This window comes from Paracoccus solventivorans, from assembly GCF_900142875.1.
In the GTDB taxonomy this organism is placed as follows: domain Bacteria; phylum Pseudomonadota; class Alphaproteobacteria; order Rhodobacterales; family Rhodobacteraceae; genus Paracoccus; species Paracoccus solventivorans.
Genome location: NZ_FRCK01000001.1, coordinates 341447 through 366735, shown reverse-complemented (window position 1 = coordinate 366735; position 25289 = coordinate 341447). Strand labels below are relative to the sequence as shown.

22 protein-coding genes and 1 tRNA gene are annotated in these 25289 nt (G+C 70.3%); 7 read left to right on the top strand and 16 right to left on the bottom strand.

Annotated elements, in window-relative coordinates; all coding sequences use genetic code 11:
- Nucleotides 1-410: 410 nt before the first annotated feature.
- From BUB57_RS01795 to BUB57_RS01780, 4 genes are all read right to left on the bottom strand, one after another.
- On the bottom strand, nt 411-1463 hold the full coding sequence (locus BUB57_RS01795) for a FliG C-terminal domain-containing protein (protein ID WP_073061013.1): 1053 nt from the start codon (nt 1461-1463) through the stop codon (nt 411-413).
- A gap of 67 nt (nt 1464-1530) precedes the next feature.
- Complete coding sequence (gene purB, locus BUB57_RS01790; RefSeq protein ID WP_073061009.1) at nt 1531-2838, bottom strand: adenylosuccinate lyase; 1308 nt, start codon at nt 2836-2838, stop codon at nt 1531-1533.
- A 151-nt stretch (nt 2839-2989) separates the two neighbouring features.
- A complete protein-coding gene (glnA, locus tag BUB57_RS01785) occupies nt 2990-4399 on the bottom strand; it encodes a type I glutamate--ammonia ligase (protein ID WP_073061006.1) in 1410 nt (469 codons plus the stop codon).
- A gap of 45 nt (nt 4400-4444) precedes the next feature.
- Complete coding sequence (locus BUB57_RS01780) at nt 4445-4783, bottom strand: P-II family nitrogen regulator (RefSeq protein WP_073061003.1); 339 nt, start codon at nt 4781-4783, stop codon at nt 4445-4447.
- A gap of 120 nt (nt 4784-4903) precedes the next feature.
- Between BUB57_RS01780 and BUB57_RS01775 the strand changes: the two genes are divergently transcribed.
- The 3 genes from BUB57_RS01775 to tig all read left to right on the top strand — a co-directional run bounded on the left by BUB57_RS01775 (nt 4904) and on the right by tig (nt 8082).
- Nucleotides 4904-6496: an NAD(P)H-hydrate dehydratase gene (locus tag BUB57_RS01775; RefSeq protein ID WP_234951945.1), complete on the top strand. Its 1593-nt coding sequence runs from the start codon at nt 4904-4906 to the stop codon at nt 6494-6496.
- Between the two features lie 144 nt (nt 6497-6640).
- A tRNA-Leu gene (locus tag BUB57_RS01770) sits at nt 6641-6725 on the top strand.
- 22 nt (nt 6726-6747) lie between these two features.
- Nucleotides 6748-8082: a trigger factor gene (tig, locus tag BUB57_RS01765; RefSeq protein ID WP_073060997.1), complete on the top strand. Its 1335-nt coding sequence runs from the start codon at nt 6748-6750 to the stop codon at nt 8080-8082.
- 49 nt (nt 8083-8131) lie between these two features.
- Here tig and BUB57_RS01760 read toward each other — a convergent pair whose 3' ends face one another.
- The 5 genes from BUB57_RS01760 to rpsF form a co-directional block, all read right to left on the bottom strand.
- Nucleotides 8132-9190 (bottom strand): YihY/virulence factor BrkB family protein, encoded by a 1059-nt coding sequence (locus BUB57_RS01760; protein ID WP_073060995.1) that lies wholly within the window; start codon nt 9188-9190, stop codon nt 8132-8134.
- 16 nt (nt 9191-9206) lie between these two features.
- On the bottom strand, nt 9207-10010 hold the full coding sequence (locus BUB57_RS01755) for a hypothetical protein (RefSeq protein ID WP_073060990.1): 804 nt from the start codon (nt 10008-10010) through the stop codon (nt 9207-9209).
- A gap of 165 nt (nt 10011-10175) precedes the next feature.
- Nucleotides 10176-10766, bottom strand: a complete 591-nt coding sequence (gene rplI, locus BUB57_RS01750; RefSeq protein ID WP_073060985.1) for a 50S ribosomal protein L9 — start codon at nt 10764-10766, stop codon at nt 10176-10178.
- 11 nt (nt 10767-10777) lie between these two features.
- On the bottom strand, nt 10778-11005 hold the full coding sequence (gene rpsR / locus BUB57_RS01745) for a 30S ribosomal protein S18 (RefSeq protein ID WP_073060981.1): 228 nt from the start codon (nt 11003-11005) through the stop codon (nt 10778-10780).
- A 15-nt stretch (nt 11006-11020) separates the two neighbouring features.
- Complete coding sequence (rpsF, locus tag BUB57_RS01740; protein WP_073060975.1) at nt 11021-11497, bottom strand: 30S ribosomal protein S6; 477 nt, start codon at nt 11495-11497, stop codon at nt 11021-11023.
- Between the two features lie 232 nt (nt 11498-11729).
- On the opposite strand from rpsF, the gene BUB57_RS01735 reads away from it, so the two are divergent.
- Nucleotides 11730-12368 carry a YceI family protein gene (locus BUB57_RS01735; RefSeq protein ID WP_073062029.1) on the top strand — a complete coding sequence of 213 codons (639 nt, stop codon included), beginning with the start codon at nt 11730-11732 and terminating at the stop codon, nt 12366-12368.
- A gap of 455 nt (nt 12369-12823) precedes the next feature.
- Here BUB57_RS01735 and BUB57_RS01730 read toward each other — a convergent pair whose 3' ends face one another.
- A complete protein-coding gene (locus BUB57_RS01730) occupies nt 12824-13957 on the bottom strand; it encodes a cytochrome-c peroxidase (RefSeq protein WP_084731906.1) in 1134 nt (377 codons plus the stop codon).
- 131 nt (nt 13958-14088) lie between these two features.
- On the opposite strand from BUB57_RS01730, the gene prfA reads away from it, so the two are divergent.
- The 3 genes from prfA to BUB57_RS01715 all read left to right on the top strand — a co-directional run bounded on the left by prfA (nt 14089) and on the right by BUB57_RS01715 (nt 17082).
- Nucleotides 14089-15144 carry a peptide chain release factor 1 gene (gene prfA / locus BUB57_RS01725; RefSeq protein WP_073062025.1) on the top strand — a complete coding sequence of 352 codons (1056 nt, stop codon included), beginning with the start codon at nt 14089-14091 and terminating at the stop codon, nt 15142-15144.
- Nucleotides 15141-15974, top strand: a complete 834-nt coding sequence (gene prmC, locus BUB57_RS01720) for a peptide chain release factor N(5)-glutamine methyltransferase (protein ID WP_073060967.1) — start codon at nt 15141-15143, stop codon at nt 15972-15974. The genes prfA and prmC overlap by 4 nt, the downstream gene beginning before the upstream one ends.
- A 235-nt stretch (nt 15975-16209) precedes the next feature.
- The gene (locus BUB57_RS01715) at nt 16210-17082 is read left to right on the top strand and encodes a DUF4167 domain-containing protein (RefSeq protein ID WP_073062022.1); all 873 of its coding nucleotides are present in this window, start codon (nt 16210-16212) and stop codon (nt 17080-17082) included.
- Nucleotides 17083-17294: 212 nt separating this feature from the next.
- On the opposite strand, the gene rsmA is transcribed toward BUB57_RS01715, so the two are convergent.
- The 6 genes from rsmA to lptF form a co-directional block, all read right to left on the bottom strand.
- On the bottom strand, nt 17295-18167 hold the full coding sequence (gene rsmA / locus BUB57_RS01710) for a 16S rRNA (adenine(1518)-N(6)/adenine(1519)-N(6))-dimethyltransferase RsmA (RefSeq protein ID WP_073060963.1): 873 nt from the start codon (nt 18165-18167) through the stop codon (nt 17295-17297).
- A gap of 64 nt (nt 18168-18231) precedes the next feature.
- The gene (pdxA, locus tag BUB57_RS01705; RefSeq protein WP_073060959.1) at nt 18232-19224 is read right to left on the bottom strand and encodes a 4-hydroxythreonine-4-phosphate dehydrogenase PdxA; all 993 of its coding nucleotides are present in this window, start codon (nt 19222-19224) and stop codon (nt 18232-18234) included.
- On the bottom strand, nt 19221-20570 hold the full coding sequence (locus tag BUB57_RS01700; RefSeq protein WP_073060956.1) for a peptidylprolyl isomerase: 1350 nt from the start codon (nt 20568-20570) through the stop codon (nt 19221-19223). The genes pdxA and BUB57_RS01700 overlap by 4 nt, the downstream gene beginning before the upstream one ends.
- 28 nt (nt 20571-20598) lie before the next feature.
- Nucleotides 20599-23001 (bottom strand): LPS-assembly protein LptD, encoded by a 2403-nt coding sequence (locus BUB57_RS01695; RefSeq protein ID WP_084731905.1) that lies wholly within the window; start codon nt 22999-23001, stop codon nt 20599-20601.
- On the bottom strand, nt 22998-24122 hold the full coding sequence (gene lptG, locus BUB57_RS01690) for an LPS export ABC transporter permease LptG (protein WP_073062016.1): 1125 nt from the start codon (nt 24120-24122) through the stop codon (nt 22998-23000). The genes BUB57_RS01695 and lptG overlap by 4 nt, the downstream gene beginning before the upstream one ends.
- Nucleotides 24119-25273: an LPS export ABC transporter permease LptF gene (gene lptF / locus BUB57_RS01685; RefSeq protein WP_073060952.1), complete on the bottom strand. Its 1155-nt coding sequence runs from the start codon at nt 25271-25273 to the stop codon at nt 24119-24121. The genes lptG and lptF overlap by 4 nt, the downstream gene beginning before the upstream one ends.
- Nucleotides 25274-25289 lie beyond the last annotated feature (16 nt).

The following is a 25289-nucleotide window of genomic DNA, read 5'->3' as shown; positions in this document are numbered from 1 at the left end:
GCAAGTGATCCCACCGCTGCGGTGGAGGTGCCGCCCGTCGCTGAGGCTGGCAAGTGATCCCACCGCTGCGGTGGAGGTGGCACCCGCCGCTGCGGCTGGCAAGTGATCCCACCGCCGTGGCTGGCCAATACCGCCTGCCGCTGAGGCTGCCCCGCATGACCGGGCCCTTCTCGGGCAGGGGGAGGCCGCCAGGTGATCCCACCCTTTGTGCTGGCCCCTTGTCGGCAAAACCCGGGCCTGCCCGCTCGGACTCGGGCGGCCGACGGGTCTCGTGCCCGGCACTGCGAGACACATCGGCCATCTTCACACCAACGGCGGCCCTCCACACCCCAAACGGCGGTCATCTTCAGGCCAACGGCGACCATTCTCACCCAAACCCCAGCCCTCCATACGCCAAACGGCGCCCATCCTCACCCCTCGGGTGCAGCGGCTGGCGGCGCGGTCGCATCTTCCTCCTCCTCGGCCTCGGTCAGCAGCACCAGCTCGCCCGCCTGTTCCATCTCGCGGATCGCGGCGACCACTGTGGTCATTGCAGCCTCGGCGTCGCGGGCCGAGACCTTGCCCACCGCCTCGATCTCCTCGCGCATCGAATCGGCCAGGCGAGAGCCGAGCCCGCCCAGCAGGAACTCGACCGTGGGCGCATCGTCGCCGGTGGCCCCGGCCATCGCCTTGGCGATGGTGGCGGCGTCGACCTCGCGCATGACGCGGGGAATGTCGCGGGGGTCGAGCCGGCGCGGGATATTCGCCCAGGTAAAGATGGTCCGGCGCACCTGCACCGCAAAGGCGGCGTCGTCCTGGTCGAGCCCGGCCAGCACCGTGTCGCGGGTCTGCGCGGGCGCCAGGTTCAGCAGCGCGCCCAGCTTTTCCACCAGCTGCGCGTCGATCGCCGGCTTCGGCAGCGATTCCACCGCCCGCATCAGCGCCAGTCCGATCCGCCGCAACGCCGGCGCCTCGATCCCCGCGGTCAGCGACATCGCATAGGCAATCCGCCGCGCCAGCCCGGCGTCGAGCAGCCCGAACACCTGCGTCGCCCGCGCCACCGGCAGGCGCGAGAACATCACCGCCGCGACCTCGACCGCCTCGGTCCGGGCCAGCTCGGCCAGCTGCGCGGGGGCCAGGGCGGCGATCCGGTCCCAAGGGTCGGCGGCGCCATTCAGCGCCGCCAGCTTCTGCAGCCGCAGGGTGGTGTCGGGCGACAGATGCGCGCCCAGGAAATCCAGCGTGCCGTCGATCGAGCCGGGAAAGGTCACCCCCACCGCCTCGATCATGTCGCAGAACTCGGTCAGGATCTGGTCGCAGGTCTCGCGGTCGACCAGCTCCATCACCGACATTTCCTGCGCCAGCAGCGCCTGCAACTCGGGCGGCAGCTGCGAGAGGCCCAGCCCCTCGCCGTCGGCCAGCACCACCCGGACCACCACCGCCGCCTTTTGCCGGGGCGTCAGCCCCGGCGTCGCCCTGATCATGCCCGCCCCCGTCGAATCACCGTCAGGGCAATCTGGCACGCGGACCCTTAAGCTTCGGTGAACGGGCTCAGGCCTCGCCGAACACCCGGCGGAAGATCGTGTCGACGTGCTTGGTGTGATAGCCGAGGTCGAACTTCTCTTCGATCTCGGAGGGCGACAGTGCCGCGGTCACTTCCGGGTCGGCCAGCAGTTCCTCGCGGAAATCGGCACCCTGTTCCCAGACCTTCATGGCGTTGCGCTGCACCAGACGATAGGCGTCCTCGCGCGACACCCCGGCCTGGGTCAGCGCCAGCAGCACCCGCTGCGACATCACCAGCCCGCGGAACTTGTTCATGTTGGCCAGCATGTTGTCGGGATAGATCACCAGCTTCTCGATCACCCCGGCCAGCCGGTTCAGCGCGAAATCCAGCGTGATCGTCGCGTCCGGTCCGATGGCGCGCTCGACCGAGGAATGGCTGATGTCGCGCTCGTGCCACAGCGCTACGTTTTCCATCGCCGGCACCACCGCCATGCGCACCAGCCGCGCCAGCCCGGTCAGGTTTTCGGTCAGCACCGGGTTGCGCTTGTGCGGCATCGCCGAGCTGCCCTTCTGGCCGGGGCTGAAATATTCCTCGGCCTCGAGCACCTCCGTGCGCTGCATGTGGCGGATCTCGATGGCGATGTTTTCCATGCTCGAGGCGATCACCCCCAGCGTGGCAAAGAACATCGCGTGGCGATCGCGCGGGATCACCTGCGTGCTGATCGGTTCCGGGCGCAGCCCCATCATCTCGCAGACATGGTCCTCGACCGCCGGGTCGATGTTGGCGAAGGTGCCGACCGCGCCGGAAATCGCGCCGGTCGCGACTTCCTCGCGGGCGCGCTCCAGCCGCTCGCGGCCCCGGGCCATCTCGGCGTAGAAGCGGGCGAAGGTCAGGCCCATGGTGGTGGGCTCGGCATGGATGCCGTGGCTGCGGCCGATGCGCACCGTGTCCTTGTGTTCAAAGGCACGTTTTTTCAGCGCCGCCAGCACCCGGTCCATGTCGGCCAGCAGGATGTCGGCGGCGCGCACCAGCTGCACGTTCAGCGTGGTGTCCAGCACGTCCGAGCTGGTCATCCCCTGGTGAACGAAGCGCGCCTGCTCACTGCCCACATGCTCGGCCAGATGGGTCAGAAAGGCGATCACGTCGTGCTTGGTCACCGCCTCGATCTCGTCGATGCGGGCCACGTCGAAGGTGACATCCTTCGCTTTCCACACCGCTTCGGCGTTCTCGCGCGGGATCACGCCCAGATCGGCCTGCGCGTCGCAGGCATGGGCCTCGATCTCGTACCAGATGCGGAACTTGGTGTCCGGCGACCAGATGGCCACCATCTCGGGGCGGGAATAGCGCGGGATCATGGCCTTCACCTTCTCGAAAACTGTCGCCGCCCGCTTACCCCCTTGGCGGCCTCAGAGGCAACCGGGGGGGCAGGGGTTCGGGCGGTTTCAAATATCCTCCGGGGGTCCGGGGGTGGAAAACCCCCGGTCCGGCGGTGCCGCCGAAACAGCGTCAGCAGCTGTAATACATCGCGTATTCGATCGGATGCGGGGTCTGCTCGAAGGCTTCGACCTCGCCGCGCTTCAGCCGGATATAGGCGCCCAGCTGGTCGCGGGTGAACACGTCGCCGGCCAGCAGGAAATCCATGTCCTTTTCCAGCTCGTCCAGCGCCTCGCGCAGGCTGCCGCAGACCGTGGGGATGCCTGCCAGCTCTTCGGGCGGCAGGTCGTACAGGTCCTTGTCCGAGGCCGGGCCCGGGTCGATCTTGTTGCGGATCCCGTCCAGCCCCGCCATCAGCAGCGCCGCAAAGGCCAGGTAGGGGTTGGCCGAGGGATCGGGGAACCGCGCCTCGACCCGCTTGGCCTTGGGGCTTTCGGTCCACGGAATCCGCACCGCGCCCGAGCGGTTGCGCGCCGAATAGGCCCGCAGCACCGGCGCCTCGAACCCCGGGATCAGCCGCTTGTAGCTGTTGGTCGAGGGGTTGGTCAGTGCGTTCAGCGCCTTGGCGTGGCGCAGGATGCCGCCGATGAACCACAGCGCCTCTTGCGACAGGTCCGCATATTTGTCGCCGGAAAACAGCGGCTTGCCGTCCCTCCAGATCGACATGTTCACATGCATCCCCGAGCCGTTGTCGCCCTTCATCGGCTTGGGCATGAAGGTCGCGGTCTTGCCATAGGCATGGGCGACGTTGTGGATGACGTATTTCTGCTTTTGCAGGTTGTCGGCCTGTTCCACCAGCCCGCCGAAGACGGTGCCCAGCTCGTGCTGGCAGGTGGCGACCTCGTGGTGGTGCTTGTCCACCTTGATGCCGATACGCTTGAGCGTGGACAGCATCTCGCTGCGGATATCCTGGCCGTCGTCGATCGGGTTCACCGGCACATAGCCGCCCTTGAGCGGGGCGCGATGCGCCTGGTTGCCCATCTCGTATTCACTGTCGGTGTTCCAGGCGGCCGACACCGCGTCGATCTGGTAGCCGACCTTCTGCGGGGTGACCGAAAACCGCACGTCGTCAAAGATGAAGAACTCGGCCTCGGGGCCGAACCAGGCCACGTCGCCGATGCCGGTCGACTTCAGATAGGCCTCGGCCTTGACGGCGGTGCCGCGGGGGTCGCGGGAATAGGGCTCTCCGGTGTCGGGCTCGGCCACGGTGCAATGCAGGCACAGGGTCTTTTCGGCGTAGAACGGGTCCAGATAGGCGGTGGCCGGGTCGGGCATCAGCTTCATGTCGGACTGGTCGACCGATTTCCATCCGGCGACCGAGCTGCCGTCGAACATCAGCCCGTCCTCAAAGAAATCCTCGTTGACCAGATCCACGTCCAGCGTGACGTGATGCAGCCGGCCGCGGGGGTCGGTGAAGCGGACATCGACATAGGCCACTTCTTCGGAAGCCAGAAGTTCCAGCACTTCGGCGACGGTTTTCATGTGTGTCGTCTCCTTTGCCGCGGGTTCGCGGCGGGTTCGGTTGGCTTACAGCGCGTCGTCGCCGGTCTCGCCGGTGCGGATGCGGATCGCCTGTTCGACGGGCGAGACGAAGATCTTGCCGTCGCCGATCTTGTCGGTGCGGGCGGCGCCGATGATCGCCTCGACCGCCGCATCCACCATGTCGTCGGGCAGCACCATCTCCAGCTTCACCTTGGGCAGGAAGTCCACGACATATTCGGCGCCGCGATACAGTTCGGTGTGGCCCTTCTGGCGGCCGAACCCCTTGACCTCGATCACCGACAACCCCTGGACCCCGGCGTCCTGCAGCGCCTCCTTCACGTCGTCCAGCTTGAAGGGCTTGATGATCGCCTCGATCTTTTTCATCCGGCGGCTCCATGGTTGCGGTTGCATCAGGGCCGTGGTGGCTGGTTTGATGGCCGGGGTAAATGCGCCGATGCCCGAATGGTCCCGCGGCAGTGCAATCCGGCGGAGAGGTGCACATAGATGCGGCAATCTGCACAGAAAACAGGCAGCCTGCGGATGGGCTGGGCCGAGGTGCTGACCACCGCCCGGATGCGCGCGATCGAGGCCGCCGCCATGGCCAGCGGCGCGGTCAGCGGCGCCGAGCTGATGGAGCGCGCGGGCGCCGCCGTCGCCGGGGCGATCCGGCTGCGCTGGCCGCGTCCGGGGCGGGCGCTGGTGTTGTGCGGCCCGGGCAACAACGGCGGCGACGGCTATGTGGTGGCACGGCATCTGGCGCAGGCGGGCTGGCGGCTGCGGGTGCTGGGGATGGACAACACCCCCGGCCCGGATGCGGCGCTGATGAAGCAGCGCTGGGCCGCAATCGGGGCCATCGCCCCCCTGACGCTGGATCAGCTGCGCCGCAAGCCTGCCGATCTCTGCGTGGATGCGATCTTCGGCACCGGCCTGACCCGCGCGCCAAAGGGCGAGATCGCCGCCATCCTTGCCCATCTGGGGCAGGACAGGGCGACCGAGCTGGTGGCGGTGGACTGCCCCAGCGGGCTCTGCCTCGACAGCGGCGGGTTCCTGGGCCGGCCGCGGGAAGCGGCCACGGATGAGCTGCGTGCCCGGCTGACCGTCGCCTTCGACAGCCCCAAGCCCGGGCACCTGCTGGAGCGCGGCCCCGACTGCTGCGGCGAACTGGTTATCGCCGACATCGGGCTGCGCCGCTGGCGCGAGGCCGCCGTCGCCCCGATGATCGGCGTCGCCCCCAGCTTCGACATTCCCGACAGCCGCCGCCCCGCCCACGGCACCGCCGCGCTGGACAAGGCCCGCGCCGGCGGCGGCCACAAGTTCACCCATGGCCACGCGCTGGTGCTGGCGGGCGGCTTCGGCCACGGCGGCGCCGCCCGGCTGGCGGCGCGGGCGGCGCTGCGGGCGGGGGCGGGGCTGGTGACGCTGGGCCCGCCCCGCGCGGCGCTGATCGAACACTCCGGCCCGCCCGACGCCCTGATGCGGCGCGGGGTGGACGATGCCGATGCGCTGGCGGCGCTGCTGGCCGATGCGCGCATCTCCGCCGTCGTGCTGGGACCGGGCTGCGGTGTCGAGCGCGCGGCCGCGCTGCTCGACCCGCTGCTGGCGGCGGAACGCCCCTGCGTGCTCGATGCCGACGCGGTGACCGCGCTGGCGGCGCGCGGCCCGGGCGGGCTGCACCCGGCCTGCGTCCTGACCCCGCACCAGGGTGAGTTCGCGCGGGTCTTCCCCGACCTCGCCGCGAAACTGGCCGAAACCTCGCCCCACGGCCCGTTCTATTCCCGCATCGACGCCGCGCGCGAAGCTGCTGCCCGGTCAGGCGCCACGCTGCTGCTGAAAGGCCCCGACACGGTGATCGCCGCCCCCGACGGACAGCTGCGCATCCATTCGGCCTTCGACGTGCCCTGGCTGGCCACGGCGGGGGCGGGCGACGTGCTGTCGGGGATCATCGCCGGGCTGCTGGCCCGCGGCCTCGCGCCGCTCGACGCCGCCGCGACCGGCGCCCTCCTCCACGCTGCCGCTGCCCGCCGCTTCGGCCCCGGGCTGATCGCCGACGACCTGCCCGATATGCTGCCCGCGGTCCTGCGCGATCTGGGCGCCTGACATCTTCTGTCCGCAAATATCCCGGGGTCCGGGGCAGCGCCCCGGTCCGGCGCCCGACGCAAGAATCCCCTCGCGTGCGGCGGCGGGCTTTGCTAAGACGCCCCGGATTTCCGGCGGACCCCTCGGCCCGTCCGGGCAGGAATTGCGGGTGTGGCGGAACTGGCAGACGCACCAGATTTAGGTTCTGGCGCCGCAAGGCGTGGGGGTTCAAGTCCCTCCACCCGCACCAGGATGGAAACGAAGGAACGGATATGCAGGTCACGGAAACCCTGAACCAAGGTCTCAAGCGCGGCTACCGCTTCACCCTGCCGGCGGCCGAGCTTGCCGCCGAGGTGGACCGCCAGCTTGCCGAGGCCCAGCCCCAGATCGAGATGAAGGGGTTCCGCAAGGGCAAGGTGCCGATGGCGCTGCTGAAAAAGACCTATGGCCAGCGGGTCATGGGCGACGCGATGCAGAAATCCATCGACGACGCGATCAACGCCCATATGGCCGAGGGCAACGTCCGCCCCGCCACCCAGCCCAAGGTCGAGATGGAAAACGGGGAAGGCTGGACCGAGGGTGACGACGTGGTCGTCAACGTCTCCTACGAGCTGCTGCCCGAGATCCCCGAGACCGACCTGTCCGGCGTCGAGCTGGAGCGCCTGACCGTCGAGCCCGAGGAATCCGCCGTCACCGAGGCGCTGGAGAACCTGGCCAAGAACGCGCAGGACTTCGAGGACCGCGCCGAGGGCGAGGCCGCGCAGTCGGGCGATCAGGTCACCATCGACTTCAAGGGCATGGTCGACGGCGAGGCGTTCGAGGGCGGCACCGCCGAGGGCTATCCGCTGGTGCTGGGCTCGGGCTCGTTCATCCCCGGCTTCGAGGAGCAGCTGATCGGCGCCAAGGCCGGCGACGAGATCAACGTCAACGTCACCTTCCCCGAGGATTACGGCGCGCCCCATCTCAAGGGCAAGGCCGCGGTGTTTGAAACCAAGGTCCACGCCGTCAAGTCGCCGAAAGCCGCTGAAATCGACGACGAGCTGGCCAAGCGCTTCGGCGCCGAAAGCCTCGAGGCGCTGAAGACCCAGATCTCGGACCGGCTCGGCGCCGAATACAAGGGCGCGGCGCGGGCGCTGGTCAAGCGCGCGCTGCTCGACCGCCTGGACGAGCTGGTCAGCTTCGAACTGCCGGAATCGCTGGTCGAGGCCGAGGCGGCGCAGATCGCCCACCAGCTGTGGCACGAGGAACACCCCGAAGAGCACGGCCACAACCACGGCGCCATCGAGCCGACCGAGGAACACAAGAAACTGGCCGAGCGCCGGGTGCGTCTGGGCCTGCTCTTGGCCGATGTCGGGCAAAAGGCCGAGATCACCGTCAGCGATCAGGAAATGACCCAGGCGGTGCTGAACCAGGCCCGCAACTTCCCCGGCCAGGAGCGCGCCTTCTTCGAGTTCATCCAGCAGAACGAGGCCGCCCGCCAGCAGCTGCGCGCCCCGATCTTCGAGGACAAGGTGGTGGACCACATCGTCGCCGGCGCCAAGGTGACCGAACGCGCCGTCTCCAAGGAAGAGCTGGAAAAGGCTCTGGAATCGCTGGACGAGATCTGAGTCTCGCCCACGCCGGATCGGATAGGGCCGCCCCCCGGGGCGGCCCTTTTCACGTCTTGCGCAGGTCCTCGTCGCCCTTGGGCGGCACCCCGTTCTCGATCTTGATCTGCCGCTCGACCTCGGAGTTCAGCTCGGCCCCGACCAGCACCACGATCGCCGCGATCCACAGCCACATCATGGTGACCACCGCCGCCCCCAGCGAGCCGTAGGTCTCGTTGTAATTGGCAAAGTTCGACACGTAGAAGGAAAACAGCGCCGAGGCTACCAGCAGCCCGGCGGTGGCCAGCAGCGCCCCGGGCGAGATCCACTGCCAGACCGCATCCTCCTTGCTGGGGCCGAAACGGTACAGCACCGCCAGTCCAAAGATCAGCAGCCCCACCAGCAGCGGCCAGCGCAGCAGCCCCATGACGGTTTCGCCCCAGCCGCCGGCCAACACCGTGTTCAGCAGGATCGGCAGCACCGCCACCATCGCCAGCATAACGACGATGCTGAGGATCGCGCCCAGGGTCATCGCCATCGACACCAGGTTCAGCCGGATGAAGCCGCGCTTTTCGGTTTCGAACCAGGCGATGTTCATTGCCTCGATCAGCGCCTTCATCCCGCCGTTCGCGGTCCACAGCGCCACCAGGATCGCCACGATCCCCGCGATCGACAGCGAGGTGCTGGAGGCCGAGGCGATGGCGGTGACCTGTCCTTCGATCAGCTCGATGGCGCTTTCCGGCAGCATCCGGTCCAGCATCTCGAGGTTGCCGGCAATGGTCGAGGGGTCGGCCAGCAGCCCATAGATCGAGACCAGCGCCGTGATCGCCGGGAACAGCGCCAGCAGCCCGAAGAAGGTGACGCCGCCCGCAACCGAGGTCACCCGGTCGCTGCCGAACTCGTGGATCAGCCGCTTGCCGATGGCCAGCCAGCTTTCGCGGCTCAGCTCCCACGGGGTCTGCGGGGCGCCGGGGATGCGGGGCGGCGGCGCGCGGTTCGCCGCGGCGGTCTTGGCGGCGGTTTCTGGGGCGGTGTCCGCGTCCGGCAGCGGCGGCAGCCCCTTGCGGCTGCGCCAGTCCGCCGGCAGCGGTCCCATGAAGGCGCCGATGATGTCGTCGCGGGCACTCATTGCGGCCGGGCCCTCGTCACAGCCGGTGAACGCGGGGGTCGTCCTGCGCGTCGTCGTCCCCGCGGTCCGGGGTGCGGCGAAAGGGCGCGCCCGGAGCGGGCTTCCGGGCATCGCCGCCAGCGTGGCCGCGCTCGAAAAAGCTGCGCAGCTGGTCGGCTGCGCCTCCGAACTCGCGCATCAGGCCGTCGGCCTGCCCGGCGACCGAGCGGAAGCCAGCCACCGCCGCCCCTACGGCGCCGACCACATCGTCGATGGTGCGGGTCACGCGGCGGGCATTGCTTTCGATCTCGTCCAGCAGTCCCTGGCGGGGTGGCGCCGGGCGGCGGGGCCGGGTCTTGCCGGGCGCCTCCGAGGCGGCGCGGGCCTGCTCGCGCAGGCGGTTGCGGGCCGCGGCATCCTCGCGCATCCGGGTGCGGGCGCGGGTGCGCATCTCCTCGCGCTCGGGGTCGGGCATGATGGCAAAGCGGGGGGCGTGGCCAGAGCTGCCGCCGCGGGCGGCGCTGTAGACCTGCTGGCGTGCCCGCTCGGCTGCGCGTTCGGCGGCGCGGTCAGCCTCGCGGTCCAGCGCCTCGTTGCCCGACACCAGATCCGCCACCTTGCGCACCGCCAGCACCCCGGCCGCGGTCGCCGCCGCCGCTGCCAGCGCCGTGCCGCCATAGACCAGCACCTTGGCGGTCATCGACGGGCGCGGCCAGATCCGGTCGCCCTTGGGCGAGACATCGCCATGCGGCGGGATCCGGCGCGAGTCCATCCGTGCGGCGCCGGCGCCGGGGTCGGCGGGAATATGGGTGTTCTGCGGCAGATGATCGTTGTCGGCCATGGGGAAATCCTTGCTGGGGCCACGGTTGCGGCCGGTCCTTGCCCCTTCAACCCGCGGCTGCCCGGGATCGTTCCCGCCCGCGAACCGCCCCGCGCATGGCCCGCGCCACAAAAGAAAACCGCGCCGGAATCCGGCGCGGTCGCATTGATAGGGCATGGGCGGCGCTTATTCGCCGCGCGGGCCTTCGTCGTCCTCGCGGCCGGCCGAACCGATGTCATCGAACAGCTCGGCGATCTCGAACTCGGCGGCGGCGTCTTCCTCGGCCGCCAGCTCTTGGATCGACTTGCCCGAGGCCTGCAGCTCGGCCTCTTCGGGCGAGCGGGCGACGTTCAGCGTCACCTTGACCTCGACCTCGGGGTGCAGGTGGATGGTCACCTCGTGCAGCCCCAGATCCTTGATCGGCGCGGCCAGCACCACGGCGCGGCGCTCGACGGCAAAGCCCTCGGCCCCGGCGGCATCGGCCACGTCGCGCGGCGTCACCGAGCCATACAGCGCCCCGGCGTCCGAGGCCGAGCGGATGATGACGAAGCTCTTGCCGTCCAGCGTCTCGGCGATCTTCTGCGCCTCGGCGCGGGATTCGTCGTTGCGGCTGGCCAGTTCGGCCTTGCGGGCCTCAAAGGCGGCGATGTTGGCGTCCGAGGCACGCAGCGCCTTGCCCTGCGGCAGCAGGTAGTTGCGGGCGAAACCCTCCTTGACCTTCACCACCTCGCCCATCTGGCCTAGCTTGGCCACGCGTTCCAGCAGAATGACTTGCATGGGTCAGGTCCTCACTTCACGGCGTAAGGCAGCAGCGCAAGGAAGCGCGCGCGCTTGATCGCCTGCGCCAGCTTGCGCTGGTTCTTGGCCGAGACCGCAGTGATGCGCGACGGCACGATCTTGCCGCGTTCGCTGATGTAGCGCTGCAGCAGGCGGGTGTCCTTGTAGTCGATCGCCGGGGCGTTGTCGCCCCCGAACGGATCGACCTTCCGGCGGCGGAAAAACGGTTTGGTCGCCATGGTGTCGTTCCTTTCTTAGCGGTCGCTGCGGGGGGCGCGGTCACGGTCGCCGCGATCACCGCGGTCGCCACGGTCACCGCGGTCGCCACGGTCGTCGCCGCGCGATTCCCGGCGGTCGCCGCGATCTCCACGGTCGCCACGGTCACCGCGATCGCCACGGTCGCGGTCGTCGCGGCGCTGCATCTGCACCGAGGGGCCGTCCTTGTGCTCGTCGACGCGGATGGTCAGCACGCGCATCACGTCGTCATGCAGCCGGGCCAGGCGCTCCATCTCCTGCACGGCGGCCGAGGGCGCGTCCGAGCGCAGGAAGGCGTAATGCCCCTTGCGGTTCTTGTTGATCTTGTAGGCGAGCGTGCGCACGCCCCAGTATTCGCTGTCCTTGACGGTGCCGCCGTTGTCGGCCAGCACGGTCGAGAAATGTTCGATCAGCCCTTCGGCCTGCGCATTCGACAGGTCCTGGCGGGCGATCAGCACATGCTCGTAAAGCGGCATGGCATCCCTTTCGTCTCGGGCGGGCTTCATAGGCGGGTCAGCCTTTCCGCGCCCCGCCACGAGAGGCTTCGCCGGTTTCGCAAAAAACTGCGGAAAGGAATGGGGCCTTATAAGGTCTGGGCCGCGTGGCGCAAGGTGATTCGGGCGCAGGTGCGGGAACGCCGGGGCCGCACGCGGTGTTGTCGCCCTGCCGGCCCCTTTTCATCCACGGGGCCATGAGAGGGAGATGGATATGAGACTACGGCTTTCCGTCCTGGCCCTGGCCGCGCTGCTGGCAGGACCGGGGCTTGCCCAGAATGCCGCTGCCCCCGCCGATGGCGCGGCGGCCCCCGATGCCGCGGCGCAGCCGGGCGATATCGGCGGCACCTATGAGTTCGACCCCGAGCACAGCCAGATCGTGTTTTCCTATGAGCACATGGGGTTCTCGACCAGCCACGGCTTCGTCAACGGGCTTGAGGGCAGCATTACCCTGGACGCCGAGACTCCCGCGAACTCGACCGTCGAGGCGCGTTTCCCGATGAGCGCGATCCGCACCATCGCCCCGGCGCTGGACAAGGATATCTACGGCGAGGGGCTGGTCACTGCCGCTACCCCCGACAGCGTCGTAACCTTCCGCTCGACCCGCGTCGAGGTCCGGGACGAGGACGAGGCCGATGTCTTCGGCGAGTTGACGCTGAACGGGGTGACGCGCGAGGTGAAGCTGGAGGTCGAGCTGAACAAGGCCGGCGTGAACCCGATGAGCAACCTGCCCGCGGTCGGCTTCGACATCGAGGGCAGCATCCTGCGCAGCGACTTCAACATGGGCGGCTTTGCCCCGGCGGTCTCTGACGAGCTGAAGATCAATATTGCGGTCGAGGCGCGGAAGGGCTGAGCCTGCTGGCGGGGCGGTTGGGGCGGTTGTGTGGGGCGGTTGTGCGGCGTTAATGATTTTTGATGCTGATGCTGCCTGCAACTGAACGGGGTCAGTCTTCAGACTCTCGCCGCCGCACGTGTAGGCTCTATAGAACCTGCGCCTGACGCCATCCCTGCGCCGCGCAGCTCCATGCATCCGCGCCCTTAACTGAACCGGTCGGTCGTCAGACCTTCTCCGCTGCGCATGTGGGCCCGAAAGACCTGCGCCTGCCAGCATCCCGGGCGCCGCGCAGGTCATGCGCTCGCGCAGGTCACCCAAATCCGCCGGTCTTCCGACCCTCGCCGCCGTGTGCTCCGCAACGGCCATCGGGACCGCCTGACGGCGGCCCCCCGGGGTGCGTTCTCGCACCACCTCCCTGCAAGGGTGTGCGGCGTGGGGGGGCGGGGCCGGTTTCCCGGCCCCGCCTTGCTGCCTTATTCCGCCGGGGCGTTGGCCGGCAGGCTGATCGGCTGCGGGCGGGGGGTGGTCTCGCCCCGGACTGGCAGGATCGGGTGCACGATCTGCGGCTGCTCGCCGGTCAGCGTGCCCAGGAACGCCGTGATGTCCGTGGCCTGCTCGTCCGTCAGCTCGGTCCCCAGCTGCGCCGAGGACATGATGCGCACCGCATCCTCCAGCTCCCAGATCACGCCCGAGTGGAAATAGGGCGGGGTCATCGCCACGTTGCGTAGCGGCGCGGCGCGGAACACATACTGGTCGTCCTCGGTCTGGGTGACCTGATAGCGGCCGACGTCGCCTTCCGGGCGGACGGACGCGTCGGGCGCCTCGATCAGGCCGAAGGGATAGTATTCCTGACCGCCGAAGTTCACCCCCGCGTGGCAGCTTTGGCAACCGGCGTCCATATAGGCGCGCAGCCCGCGCTTTTCCTGCTCGTTCATGGCGCCGTCGATACCCATCAGCCATTGGTCGAAGGCCGAGTTGGGGGTGATCAGCGTCGCCTCGAACGCCTCGATCGCCAAGGCGAAGTTGTCGAAGGTGATCGGCTGCTCTTCACCCGGGAAGGCGGCCTGGAACAGCTCGACATAGCCCGGCATGGACTGCAGCGTCTCGATCAGGTTGTCGGGGGTGTTGTTCATCTCCACCCCGGCTTGGACCGGGCCCTTGGCCTGTTCGGCCATGTCCTCGGCGCGGCCGTCCCAGAACTGGGCGGCGTTGAACACCGCGTTCAGCATGGTGGGCGAGTTGCGCGGCCCCTGCTGCCAGCCGTGGCCGACCGAGGTTTCCAGCATGTCGGTGCCGCCCAGGCCGACGTTGTGGCAGGACTGGCACGAGAACACGCCCGACAGCGACATGCGCGGGTCGAAGAACAGGGTCTTGCCCAGTTCGATGCGCGGCTGCGTCATCGGGCGCCCGCTGGGCAACTCGGCGGCGCGGGGGATCGGCTGGAACCACTCTGCGGCCTCGGCGCGCAGCTCCGCATCGGGAGAGCCGGGGGCTTCGGCCACCGCCGCCTCGGGGGTGGCCGTGGGATCCGCCGCTTCCTGCGCGAATGCGGCCGGCGCTGCAAATGCGAGGGCCGTGGAGAGTAAGAAGACGGAACGAGGACTCATGTTGCTTCCCTTTGCTTTGGGTCGGTACCGCTTATCAGGCAACAGTATCCAAACACTTAACGCGGCTGTCACTGATGTGGATCAAATTGGTCGGGCTTGCCGCGGCGCCGCGTGGCGATTATTTGCCGCTCATGTTTCCCGCCGACCGCCTGGCCCAGATCGTGAACCGCTTCGAGTATCTCGAGGCGCGGCTGAATGCCGGCCCGGCCGCCGATGAGATCGCGCGCGTCAGCCGCGAATATGCCGAGCTTGGCCCGGTCGTCGCCCAGATCAACGAATTTCACGCCGCAACCGAGGGGCTGGCCGAGGCGCAGGCGATGCTGTCCGACCCCGACATGCGCGAGCTGGCCGAGGACGAGATCGCCCGGCTGCGCGCCCGCCTGCCCGAGCTGGAACAGGCGCTGCGGCTGGCGCTGCTGCCCCGCGACGCCGCCGACGCCCGCCCGGCGATCCTGGAAATCCGCCCCGGCACCGGCGGAGACGAGGCGGCGCTGTTCGCCGGCGACCTGCTGCGCATGTATCAGCGCCACGCCGAGCAGCAGGGCTGGGATTTCCGGCTGCTGGAACTGGCGCCCTCGGAACTGGGCGGGGTCAAGGAAGCCGTCGCCCATATCGCCGGCGAGGGCGTGTTCGCGCGGCTGAAATACGAATCGGGCGTGCACCGGGTGCAGCGGGTGCCCGACACCGAATCCGGCGGGCGCATCCACACCAGCGCCGCCACCGTCGCGGTGCTGCCCGAGGCGGCCGAGGTCGACATCGACATCCCCGCCAGCGACATCCGCATCGACACCATGCGGTCATCCGGCGCGGGCGGGCAGCATGTGAACACCACCGATTCCGCGGTGCGGATCACCCATTTGCCCACCGGCATCGTGGTGACCAGCAGCGAGAAATCGCAGCACCAGAACCGCGCCAACGCCATGGCGGTGCTGCGCGCGCGGCTTTACGACGCGGAGCGCAACCGCGCCGATGCCGAACGCGCCGCCGACCGCAAGTCGCAGGTCGGCAGCGGCGACCGCAGCGAACGCATCCGCACCTACAATTTCCCGCAGGGCAGGGTGACCGACCACCGCATCAACCTGACGCTTTACGCGCTGGACCGGGTGCTGGAAGGGGACTTGTCCGAGATCATCGACGCGCTGGTCGCCCATGACCAGGCCACGCGGCTGGCCGAGGCCGAGGGGTGAGCCAGACCGGCCACCAGGCGCTGGCCGAGGCGGTGCGGCGTCTGGCCGCGGCCGGGGTGCCGGATGCGGCGGGCGACGCGCTGGCGCTGCTGGGTTTTGCGCTAGGGGTGCCGCGCCATTCGGTGCGCGGTGAATTGTCGCAGTCGCTGCCGGCGCCCGCGCAGACCGCCTTTGCCGCGGCGATCGAGGCGCGCGCCGCGCGGCAGCCGGTCAGCCAGATCCTGGGCTGGCGCGAGTTCTGGAAGCACCGCTTCCGCGTCACCACCGACACGCTGGACCCGCGCCCGGAAACCGAAACCCTGGTGGTGGCGGCGCTGGATCTGCCGTGGGATTCCGTGCTGGACCTGGGCGCCGGCACCGGCGCGATCCTGCTGTCGCTGCTGGCCGAACGGCCGGGTGCGCGCGGCCTGGGCGTGGACCTGTCCGGGGCTGCGCTGGAGGTCGCGCGGGATAACGCGCAGGCGCTTGGAATTGCGGCTGATTTCCAGTGCTCGGACTGGTTCTTGGGGGTCGAGGGACGCTTCGGCCTGATCGTCTCGAACCCGCCCTATATCGCCCTGGACGAGATGGCGGCGCTGTCGCCCGAGGTGCGCGAGTGGGAGCCGCGGGCGGCGCTGACCGACGAGGGCGACGGGCTGGGTGCCTATCGCGCCATCGTCGCGGGTGCCGGGGCGCATCTGCTGCCGGGGGGCTGGCTGGCGGTCGAGATCGGGCCGACGCAGGGCGCGGCGGTCGCGGCGCTGATGGCGGCGGCGGGTTTCGGCGAAATCGCGCTGCGGCAGGATCTGGACGGCCGCGATCGGGTGGTGATGGGGCAATTCTTGCCCTGACGGCCGCTTTTCATGCGGATCATGTCGAAAATCTGCACGATTTTGCTTGCCTTGGCCCGGCTGGCATGATTAGCAGGCCGCGTGATGTGGGCATGACGCCCCTCACGGGTCATCCGCACAGCTTGCTGCAGGAACGTTCCGCGAAATCCCGGGCCGGTTTTCAGGCCCTTCCCTTTGCAGGATGGTGACCCCAACCGCATCCAGGCGCGTGGCGCCGGACCAGAACATTGGCACGATGAGATCTTCCAAATCCCGTTCGCGCAACAAGTCCCGCAACCCGCGGTCGCTGGGCAATATCATCAACCGCGTCTTCGACAGCTCGGGCCCCGAGGGCAAGGTGCGCGGCACCCCGCAGCAGATCATCGAGAAATACCTGGCGCTTGCGCGCGATGCGCAGCTGTCGAACGACCGCGTGGCCGAGCAGAGCTTCCTGCAGCACGCCGAGCATTACACCCGCCTGCTGGGCGAGGCGCAGCGCGAGCAGGCCGAGCGGCAGGCGCAGTTCGGCGGCCCGCAGGGCGGCCAGGGCGGCGATACCCGCGAGGATCGCGGCGACGGGCGTGGTGAATCGCGCAACGAGGGCCGCGGCGAAGGCCGCAATGAAAGCCGCCGCGACGACCGCGGCGACCGGCAGGACCGCCGCGACGACCGTGGCGAGGGGCGCAACGAAAGCCGCGGTGAGCGCCGCGACGAGCGTCCGCGCGGCGGTGCAGATGACGCAGCCCAGCCCGGCCATGGGCAGGTGAACGGCGCCGAGCCCTCGGAACTCGAGGAGCTGCCGCGCTTCGTGCGCCCGGCTGCCCCGGCCTCAACCGCGCTGCCCGAGGCGCGCCCCCCGGCCGGCGAATCCGACCGGATCGCGACGCCCGAAACCGAAGCTCAGGCAGAAGACGCGGCGCCCCCGGCCGCGGTACCGGACAGCGCCGAGGCCGCTCCGGCGGAAAAACCCGCCGCCGCGCCGCCTCGCCCCCGCAAGCCGCGCGCGTCCAGCACCGCCGCGACCGCGCCCAAGCGCGCCGCGCCGCGCCGCCGCCGCAGCGCCGACGAGGCCGAGGGCAGCGACGAGGCGGTCGGGCAGACCACCCCCGCCGTCAAGGCCGAGGACTGAGATCGGGGGCGCGGGCAGCCGCGCCCCTTCGATCTTGCGGAACCGCCGGCAGGTTGATTGCAGCCGCGCCGGCCGGACCGGCGCCGCCGCGTCAACGAGGCCGAAGACCAAGACCGGGGGTGCGGGCAACCGCGCCCCTTTTGTCTTGTGGAACCTTCAACAGGTGGATTGCAGCCGCGCCGGCCGGAGCCAGCGCCGCGGCTTCGCCCCATTCAGCCCGGCGGTATTCCGGCCGGTGCTCGCCGCGCCGCCGCCAGCGCGCGGGCCAGCCCGCAATAGCGTTCCAGGTCGATTTCCTCGGCCCGCGCGGTCGGCGCAATCCCCGATGCCTCCAGCAGCGATTCGATCGCCGGGTGCAGCCCGCGCAGCGAGGCGCGCAGCATCTTGCGGCGCTGGTTGAAGGCGGCGCGGGTGATTTCCTCCAGCACGCGCGCGTCGGCGGGAAACCGCGGCGCGGGTAGGGCGGTCAGATGCACCACCGCCGATTCGACCTTGGGCGCGGGCACGAAGGCCTGCGGCGGCAGGGTCAGCACGATCCTTGCCTCGCAGCGCCACTGCGCGAGCAGCGCCAGCCGCCCGTAATCCTTGCCCCCCGGCTTCGCCACGATCCGCTGGGCGACCTCTTTCTGGAACATCAGCGTCAGCGACTGCCAGAAGGGAGGCCATTCCGGCGGCGTCAGCCAGCCGACCAGCAGTTCGGTCCCGATGTTGTAGGGCAGGTTCGCGGCAATGCGGATCGGCGGCGTTACATGCGCCAGCGGGTCGATCTGCAGCGCGTCGCCCTGAATCACGGTCAGCCGCCCGGGGTAATGCGCGGCGATTTCCTGCAGCGCCGGGATGGCGCGGGCGTCCTTTTCGATGGCGAGCACATGGCGCGCGCCCTCGGCCAGCAGCCCGCGGGTCAGCCCGCCGGGGCCGGGGCCGACCTCGATCACGTCGCATTGCGTCAGATCGCCGGCGGCGCGGGCAATGCGGGCGGTCAGGTTCAGGTCCAGCAGGAAGTTCTGGCCCAGCTGCTTTTTCGCGCGCAGGTCGTGGCGGGCGATGACCTCGCGCAGCGGTGGCAGGCCGTCGATCGCACTCATCCTGTCGCAACCGGGGGCTTCGCGCCCCCGGACCCCCGCGGGATATTTGCGTGATGAAGAAAGCTCATGCGCCGGCCCTTTTGCACGCCATGTCCCAGGCCAGGCGCAGCGCGGCGATGGTGCTGGACGGGTCCGCCGCGCCGGTGCCGGCGATGTCGAAGGCGGTGCCGTGGTCGGGCGAGGTCCGCACGAAGGGCAGGCCCAGCGTGACGTTGACCCCGCCGGCAAAGTCCAGCGTCTTGATCGGGATCAGCGCCTGGTCGTGGTAGCAGGCGACGGCCGCGTCCCAGCGGGCGCGGGCGGGGGCGTGAAACATGGTGTCGGCGGGGTGGGGGCCCGAGACGTCCAGCCCTTCGGCCCGCAGGCGGGTGCAGAGGGGGGCGATCCAGTCGGCTTCCTGCCGGCCCATGGTGCCGCCCTCGCCCGCGTGGGGGTTGAGCCCGGCCACCGCGATCCGTGGCGCGGCGATGCCGAAGTCGCGGATCAGCCCGGCGTGGGTGATGCGGATCGTGCGTTCCAGCAGATCGGGCGTCAGCGTGCGGGGCACATCCTCCAGCGGGATGTGGATGGTGGCCGGGACCACCCGGCAGGGCGGGGTGACGCTGGTCGAGGCCAGCATCATCACCACATCCGCCCCGCCGGCCAGATCGGCGAGATATTCGGTATGGCCCGGAAAGGCGAAGCCCGCGCCCTGCTTCAGCGCCTGCTTGCTGATCGGCAGGGTGCAGATGCCGCCCGCCTGGCCCGCCATCGCCATGGCGGCGGCGCGCGCGATCACTTCGGCCACCGCCTGCGCATTGGCGGGGTCGGGGCGGCCCGGGGTGGCGGGGGCGGGAAAGTCGTGGCGCAGGACCGGCAGCGCGCCCGCGGGGGCGGGGTCAGCGGGAGTGCTGACCTCGGCCCAGTTGGTGCCTGCGGGCAGGTGGCGGGGATCGCCCATCCAGACGAAGGGTACCCCGGCGGCCAGTGCCCGGGGGGCAAGTTCCGGGCCGATGCCGGCGGGCTCGCCGCAGGTCAGGATCAGCGGCGGCGGAGAGGGCCGGAGGGGGGCGCTCACGGGCGGCGCATCAGCGCGTCGGCGCGCAGTTCGGCCAGATAGGCATCGGCGGCCGCGTTCACCTTGCGGTTGAAGATCGCGGCCCGCACCTCGTCGCGGGACCGCAGCGGCGGCTCTCCCGTCGACAGCCCGGCGGCGGCGGCCGCATCGCTGGCGGCGTTTTCGGCGCTGGGGGCGTCGGCGGCCGAGGGCGGCGGCTGCACAGCCTCGCGCCGCGCGGGCGTGGGCAGGCCGGGCAGAGTGGTCGCGATGTCGGGCTCGTCGATCAGCGTCGGCGTGCGCTTGCACAGCATCACCAGCCGCGCACCGCGACCATAGTCGATCACCGTGCCCTCATCGGGGTCGAGCGAGGCGAGGCGCTGCGCCACATCCAGCGGCACCGCGGACAGCGGCAGGCTGTGGCGTTGGATCACGTCGCCGGCAAAGCGGTTCGCCTGCACATAGACCTGGTCGCAGCTGTCGGCGACCGACAGGATCTGCGCGCCCTCGGCGGCCGAGGGCAGCGCCAGTTCCACATAGTCCACGGTCTGGTCGCTTGCGCCCGCGCGCAGCCGCCCGCGGGTGTCGCGCAGATAGAACAGCACCACCGCGCCCTGCACGCTCAGCGGTGCGCTGATCGAATCCTCGGGGATGCGCAGCAGGATCTCGCGCAGCCCGGGGGCGAGGTTGTCGATCGAGGTCCAGGGCAGGCGCCCGCCCTCGGGCGCGGTGGGCACGGCGGAATACTGGCGGGCGGCGGCGGCGAATTGCGCTTCGCTGCGCACGGTTTCCGACAGGCGCTGCGCGATGGCCTGGGCCTGCGCCTCTTGCCCGGGGGGGGCGGGGATCACCAGTTCCGACAGCAGCACCTGGGTGATGATCGGGGTCTGGATTTCCTGCTTCAGCTCCTGCTCGATCTCGCGGTCGCTGACGCTGATGCCGGGGACGACGCGCTGGCGGATCACCTCGCGCCAGGCCACGCTTACGCGGACGAAATCGCGCCAAGCCTGGCGTTCCACCCCCTCCGAGGCCAGCGCGGCGGCAAAACCGGCGGTATCCAGCCCGGCGCGGCCGGCGAACTCGGCCAGACCGGCCTCGAGCCCCTCGTCGGTGACGCGGATGTCCATCTGCTCGGCCGCCTGCATCTTCAGCCGGTCGTCGATCAGCGCCTGCAGGGCTGCGTCGGGGTTGGCATCAGGCGCGCGCAGGATCTGCATGAAGCGGACGCGCTGCGCCACCTCATAGCGGGTGACGGCCGAGTTGTTGACATAGGCAACCGGGGCCAGCGGCCCCTGCTGGGCCAGCGCCGGCAGCGCCGCCGTGCCCAGAAACACCGCCATCATCGTCGCGTGAGCTATCCGCCGCATCGTTGCCTCATTCCTCGTTGGCGCCAATCTAGCGCAGACAGCTGCGCCGCGCCACAGTTGCCGCGCCGCCGTCCCGCTGGCGCCCGAAACCGCCCAGCCGCACCGACAGCCCCACGTCGGTATCGGCGCGCACCGTGTCCGACGAGGTGAAGCGGCGCGACACCGACAGATCCACGGTCACGCATTCGTTGCGGTATTCCAGCCCCAGCTCGGCCTTTTGCGCGCGGTCGATGGCAAAGTCGTAGCGGCCCTCCGCGGTCATCCGCCAGCCGGGCGCCAACTGCACGCCGGTGGTGGCGGTCAGTTCCGACACGTCCTCCAGCCGGTCGGGCTCGGTATCGGCGTCGATCCACAGATAGCCGGCGGACAGCTGCAGTCCCGGCCGCAGCCAGCCCACCCGCAATTCGTTGCGATGCAGGGTCAGGTCGTCGTCGAACAGCGCCCGGTTGGCCATCGCCAGCCCGTTCGGCCCCGAATAGGTGGCCGCCAGCAGCCAGTCCGAGCGCCGGCCCGACAGCATGTCCCCGTCCTGGTCAAAGGCCGGGTCGGGGCGCGAGCGCAGCACCCGCCCGGCCGTCAGCCCCAGCGACCAGCCCGCCGGGTCGATGCGGGTCCAGCCCAGCCCCAGATTGGCGCGGAACCCGCCCTCGACCACATCGCGCCCGGGCAGGCGGTCGATGGAAAACAGATTGCCCTCGTCGAACTCGACCAGGGTGGAATCCTCGTTGGGGATGGGGTCGTCCTCGGAGGCGCGGGGCGACCAGACGAACTGCGCCACCGGCTCGAGCACATGGGTGACGCCGCCGCCCTGCGAGATCAGCGGCCAGCGGAACTCGACCGCCGCGATCGGGGTGAGCCGCGCCTGCGAGGAATCAAAGCTGGCATCGTCGCGGATGCGGTAGAGATCGGCGTCGATGCGGGTCTGCACGCTGCCCACCACGCCCCCGGGCAGGATCTCGACCCGCTGCCAGTCCAGCCGGGCCGAGCCGCGCATCATGTCGCGCCCGTCGCCATCCGCGTCCGAGCTGCGCCGGTGCCCGTGGACGGAAAACTGCAGCCCGGCCTCGCCGCCCAGCAGCCCGGGGCGCAAGCGGCGTTCCCACAGCGCGTCGGCGACCAGCCCGGGCGAGGTGGCGCTGTCCTCGCCCTCGCGGAAGGTCTCGTAGCGGCCGATGCGGGCGGCGACCAGCCGGTCGCTGGCCACGCGGTCCAGGGTGACCCCGCTCCACAGCCGGTCGGCGTCGGTGACGTCATAGTCCAGCAGATAGGGGCGGTCGCTGACCGATTGCAGCTGCAACCCCAGCCAGTAGTCGTGCGGCAGGCGAAAGCGGGCGGCGCCGAACAGATATCCGCGGCTGCCGTCCTCGAGGTCGTCGTGGCTTAGCGCGCCTTCCAGCTGCAGGGCGCCGTCGGTGAAGGCCTGGCGATAGCGCAGCTCCAGCGTGGTGGTGCGGCTGGCGGCCAGATAGGGGGTCAGCGTCAGGTCGGCGCTGTCGCCCAGGGTGATGAAATAGGGCAGCTTGACCCCCACCCCCAGCCCCGAGGTGGTCCGCATCTCGGGCGTCAGGAAGCCGGTCATCCGGTCCACCGTCGGGTCGGGGGCGGAAAACCACGGCAGCATGGCGACGGGCAGGCCAAACGCGCGGAACTGCGCGCGCTCGAAATGCAGGCGTCGGGTTTCGGCGTCGTGGGTGATGCGACGGGCGCGGATTTCCCACAGGGGCGTCGGGTCCTCGGCGCAGACCTGGCAGGACGAGGCGACAACATGCGACAAGGTGGTCATCCGCCCCTCGCCGCTGCGCCGCACCTCGGCCGCGGCCAGCTGCAATTCGCGCGCCAGCACCAGCCGCGCCCCGGTCAGCAGCCCGTCGCGCATTCCTTCGTCCAGCTGGGCGGCATCGGCGATCAGCACGGTTTCGTCGTCGCTGCCGGCCTTGCCGGGCTCGGACAGGTGGATCGGCCCCTCGATCCGCATGGTGCCGGCGGCGCCGTCATAGACCACCCGCTCGGCGATCAGCCTGGTGCCGCGATACCACGCCACCACCCCGCCCGAGGCGGTCAGCACCCGGTCGCCCGACAGCTCGATCCGGTCGGCAAGCAGCGTGGCGGGGCTGTCGGGTTCGGCATCGTCCGCCGCGGCCTGCGCGGGGCGCGACGGCGCCACCACCACCGGCAGGCGCAGCAGGCTGGTGCCGTCGGCCAGCATCCCCGACAGCCCGGTGGACTCGGTCGGGGCCAGCGCCGCGCCCTGCCGGCCGCTGGCATCGGGGACAAAGGTCTGCGCCAGCGCGGGCGCGCCCGCCAGCACCAGCAGCGCCGCGCCGCAGGCCAGCGCGCGGCGGGTCCGGCCAGGGCGGGACGCCGCCGGCGCCGCGGTCCCGGGGCCGGGGCAGTGGGGGGCGGGACAGAAGAGCAGGGGTGCAGCGGTCATCCGTCCTCCAGCCCCAGCAGGGCGGCCAGCGCCAGCATCGCCGCCACCAGCGGCGGCACGAAAGCGGCAAGCAGCGGCGGGATCTCGCCGGTCTCGCCCAGCACCTGCGTCAGGTTGCGCAGGAAGAACAGCCCCACCCCGGCGATGAAGGCGCTGAGCACCAGCACCCCAGCCTTGCGCCCGCGCATCGGCCGCATGGTGAACACGGCCGCGACCATGACCATGGCGCCCATCAGCAGCGGGCGCGCCAGCTCCATCATCAGCCAGACCCGGTGGCGCAACGCGGTAAATCCGGCGCTTTCGAGCCCCGAGATGAACTCGGGCAGCTGCCAGATCGCCACCGCCTCGGGGGCGCCGAAGCCGTCGCGGATGCGGGCAGCGGTCAGCTCGGTCGGCAGGGTCAGGCCGGGCAGCGTCACGGCGGAAAGTTCCGGGTTCGGCTTGCGCAGCGGCCATTCCTTGACCCCCGCCAGCGCCCAGGAGCCTGATGCCAGCCGCGCCGACTGCGCCACGATGCGCCGCACCGGCCCGTCCACCGCGTCCAGCACGATGAAGGTGGCGTCGTAGAGCGTGGTGGCGTCGGGGCTGGCGCGGCCCGCACGGATCACGATCTGCCCGCCCCGGTCGCCGGTGCCGGCGGCGCCCGGCGCCACCGCCTGCCGCAGCCAGACCGCGCCGCGCCCCAGCGAAATGGTCTGCACCGCATTGCCCTTGGCCGCCGCCGCCGCCTGGTCGTAGCGTTTGCTGGTGGCCGCAACCATCGGGTTCATCACGCTGACCAGCACCGCCCCCAGTAGGATCGCGGTGACCGTGGGCGCGGCCAGAATGCGCAGCCCCGACCGCCCCGCCGCCCGCATCGCCACCAGCTCGGACGAGCGCGACAGCCCAAGAAACAGCGCGATCCCCGCCAGCAGGGTGATCAGCGGCAGGATCGTATAGACGCTGGCGGTGATGTTCAGCGCCGCCAGTCCCGCCAGCCCCGCCAGCCCGATCTCGGCATTGCTGCCGAAGCGGCGGATCTGCTCGATGATGTCGATCAGGAACAGGATCGCGACGAAGACCGCCGTGACCAGCAGGAACTGGCGCAGGAAGCGCCGGGCGACATAGCGTTGCAGGATCACGGCGCGGCCCCGCGGGCGGGGGCGGGCGCGGCGGCGGGGGCGCGGACCCGGCGCGGGCGGGCGGCCAGCCACAGCGCCGCGGTCACCATCGCCGCCCCCACCACGGCGGGCAGGTAGAGCAGCGGCCAGCGCCCGGGCGCCTGCGCCGCCTGCGCGGCGGCGGTGGTGGACAGCATGTGCACGAACAGCAGCGCGACGATGGCCCAGATCACCTGCCGCCAGACCCCGAAGCGCGAATACCCGCCCAGCAGCAGCATCGCGAAGCCCAGCAGCGCCCCCACCGGCGCCAGCAGCGGCTGGGCCAGCCGCTCATGCGCCTCGGCCCGGGCGCGGGGTGGGGTGGCGCCGGTCGCCTCCAGCAGCGCGGGGTCGGGGTTCAGCAGCCGCCAGGTGGAATAGTCGCGCAGGTCGCGTCCCGGCGTGTTACGTACCGACAGCATCGAGCCGATGTCATAGGTCAGGTCCGCGAACCGGGTGGTGGACAGGCGCGGCACCTCTCCGGCCACGGTTTCCAGCGTCTGCACCATGCCGCGCAGCATCACCAGCCGCGGGCCGCTGTCGGTGCGCAGCAGCATTGATTCTTCGGCGGTATAGGTGATCTGGCGGGCCGGGCTGCGCGCGTCTTCCAGAAACAGGTCCAGCAGCCGCCCGTCCGGCGCGATACTGCCGATGAACAGGGTGACGCCCTCGCCCGGATACTGGAACGATCCCGCGCGCAGGAAGCTGGCGGTGACGTTCTCGGCGATGTCGGCCTGGCGGTCGGCCAGCCGCGCCCGTGCCGCCGGCACCAGCCCATGCGCCAGCGCCGCCACCATCAGCGCCACGATCAGCCCGAACACCAGCGGCGCCCGCGCCAGCCGCCAGGGCGACAGCCCCACCGCCTGCATCACCGTCAGCTCGGATTCCGAGGCGAATCGGTTGGTGCCGTAGACCGTCGCCGCAAAGGCCGCGACCGGCAGCACCAGCGAGATCACCAGCGGCAGGGTCAGGGCCGTGAATTCCAGCACCACCAGCGCGGTCTGTCCGTCCTGGATCAGCTGCTCGAACAGGCGCACGGCGCGGTTGATCCAGTAGACCGATACCAGCACCAGCGCAAAGAACCCGAACTGCGTCAGGAACTGCAACAGCATGTATCGGTCGATGCGGGTCATGGGCGTCCTGTCCGGC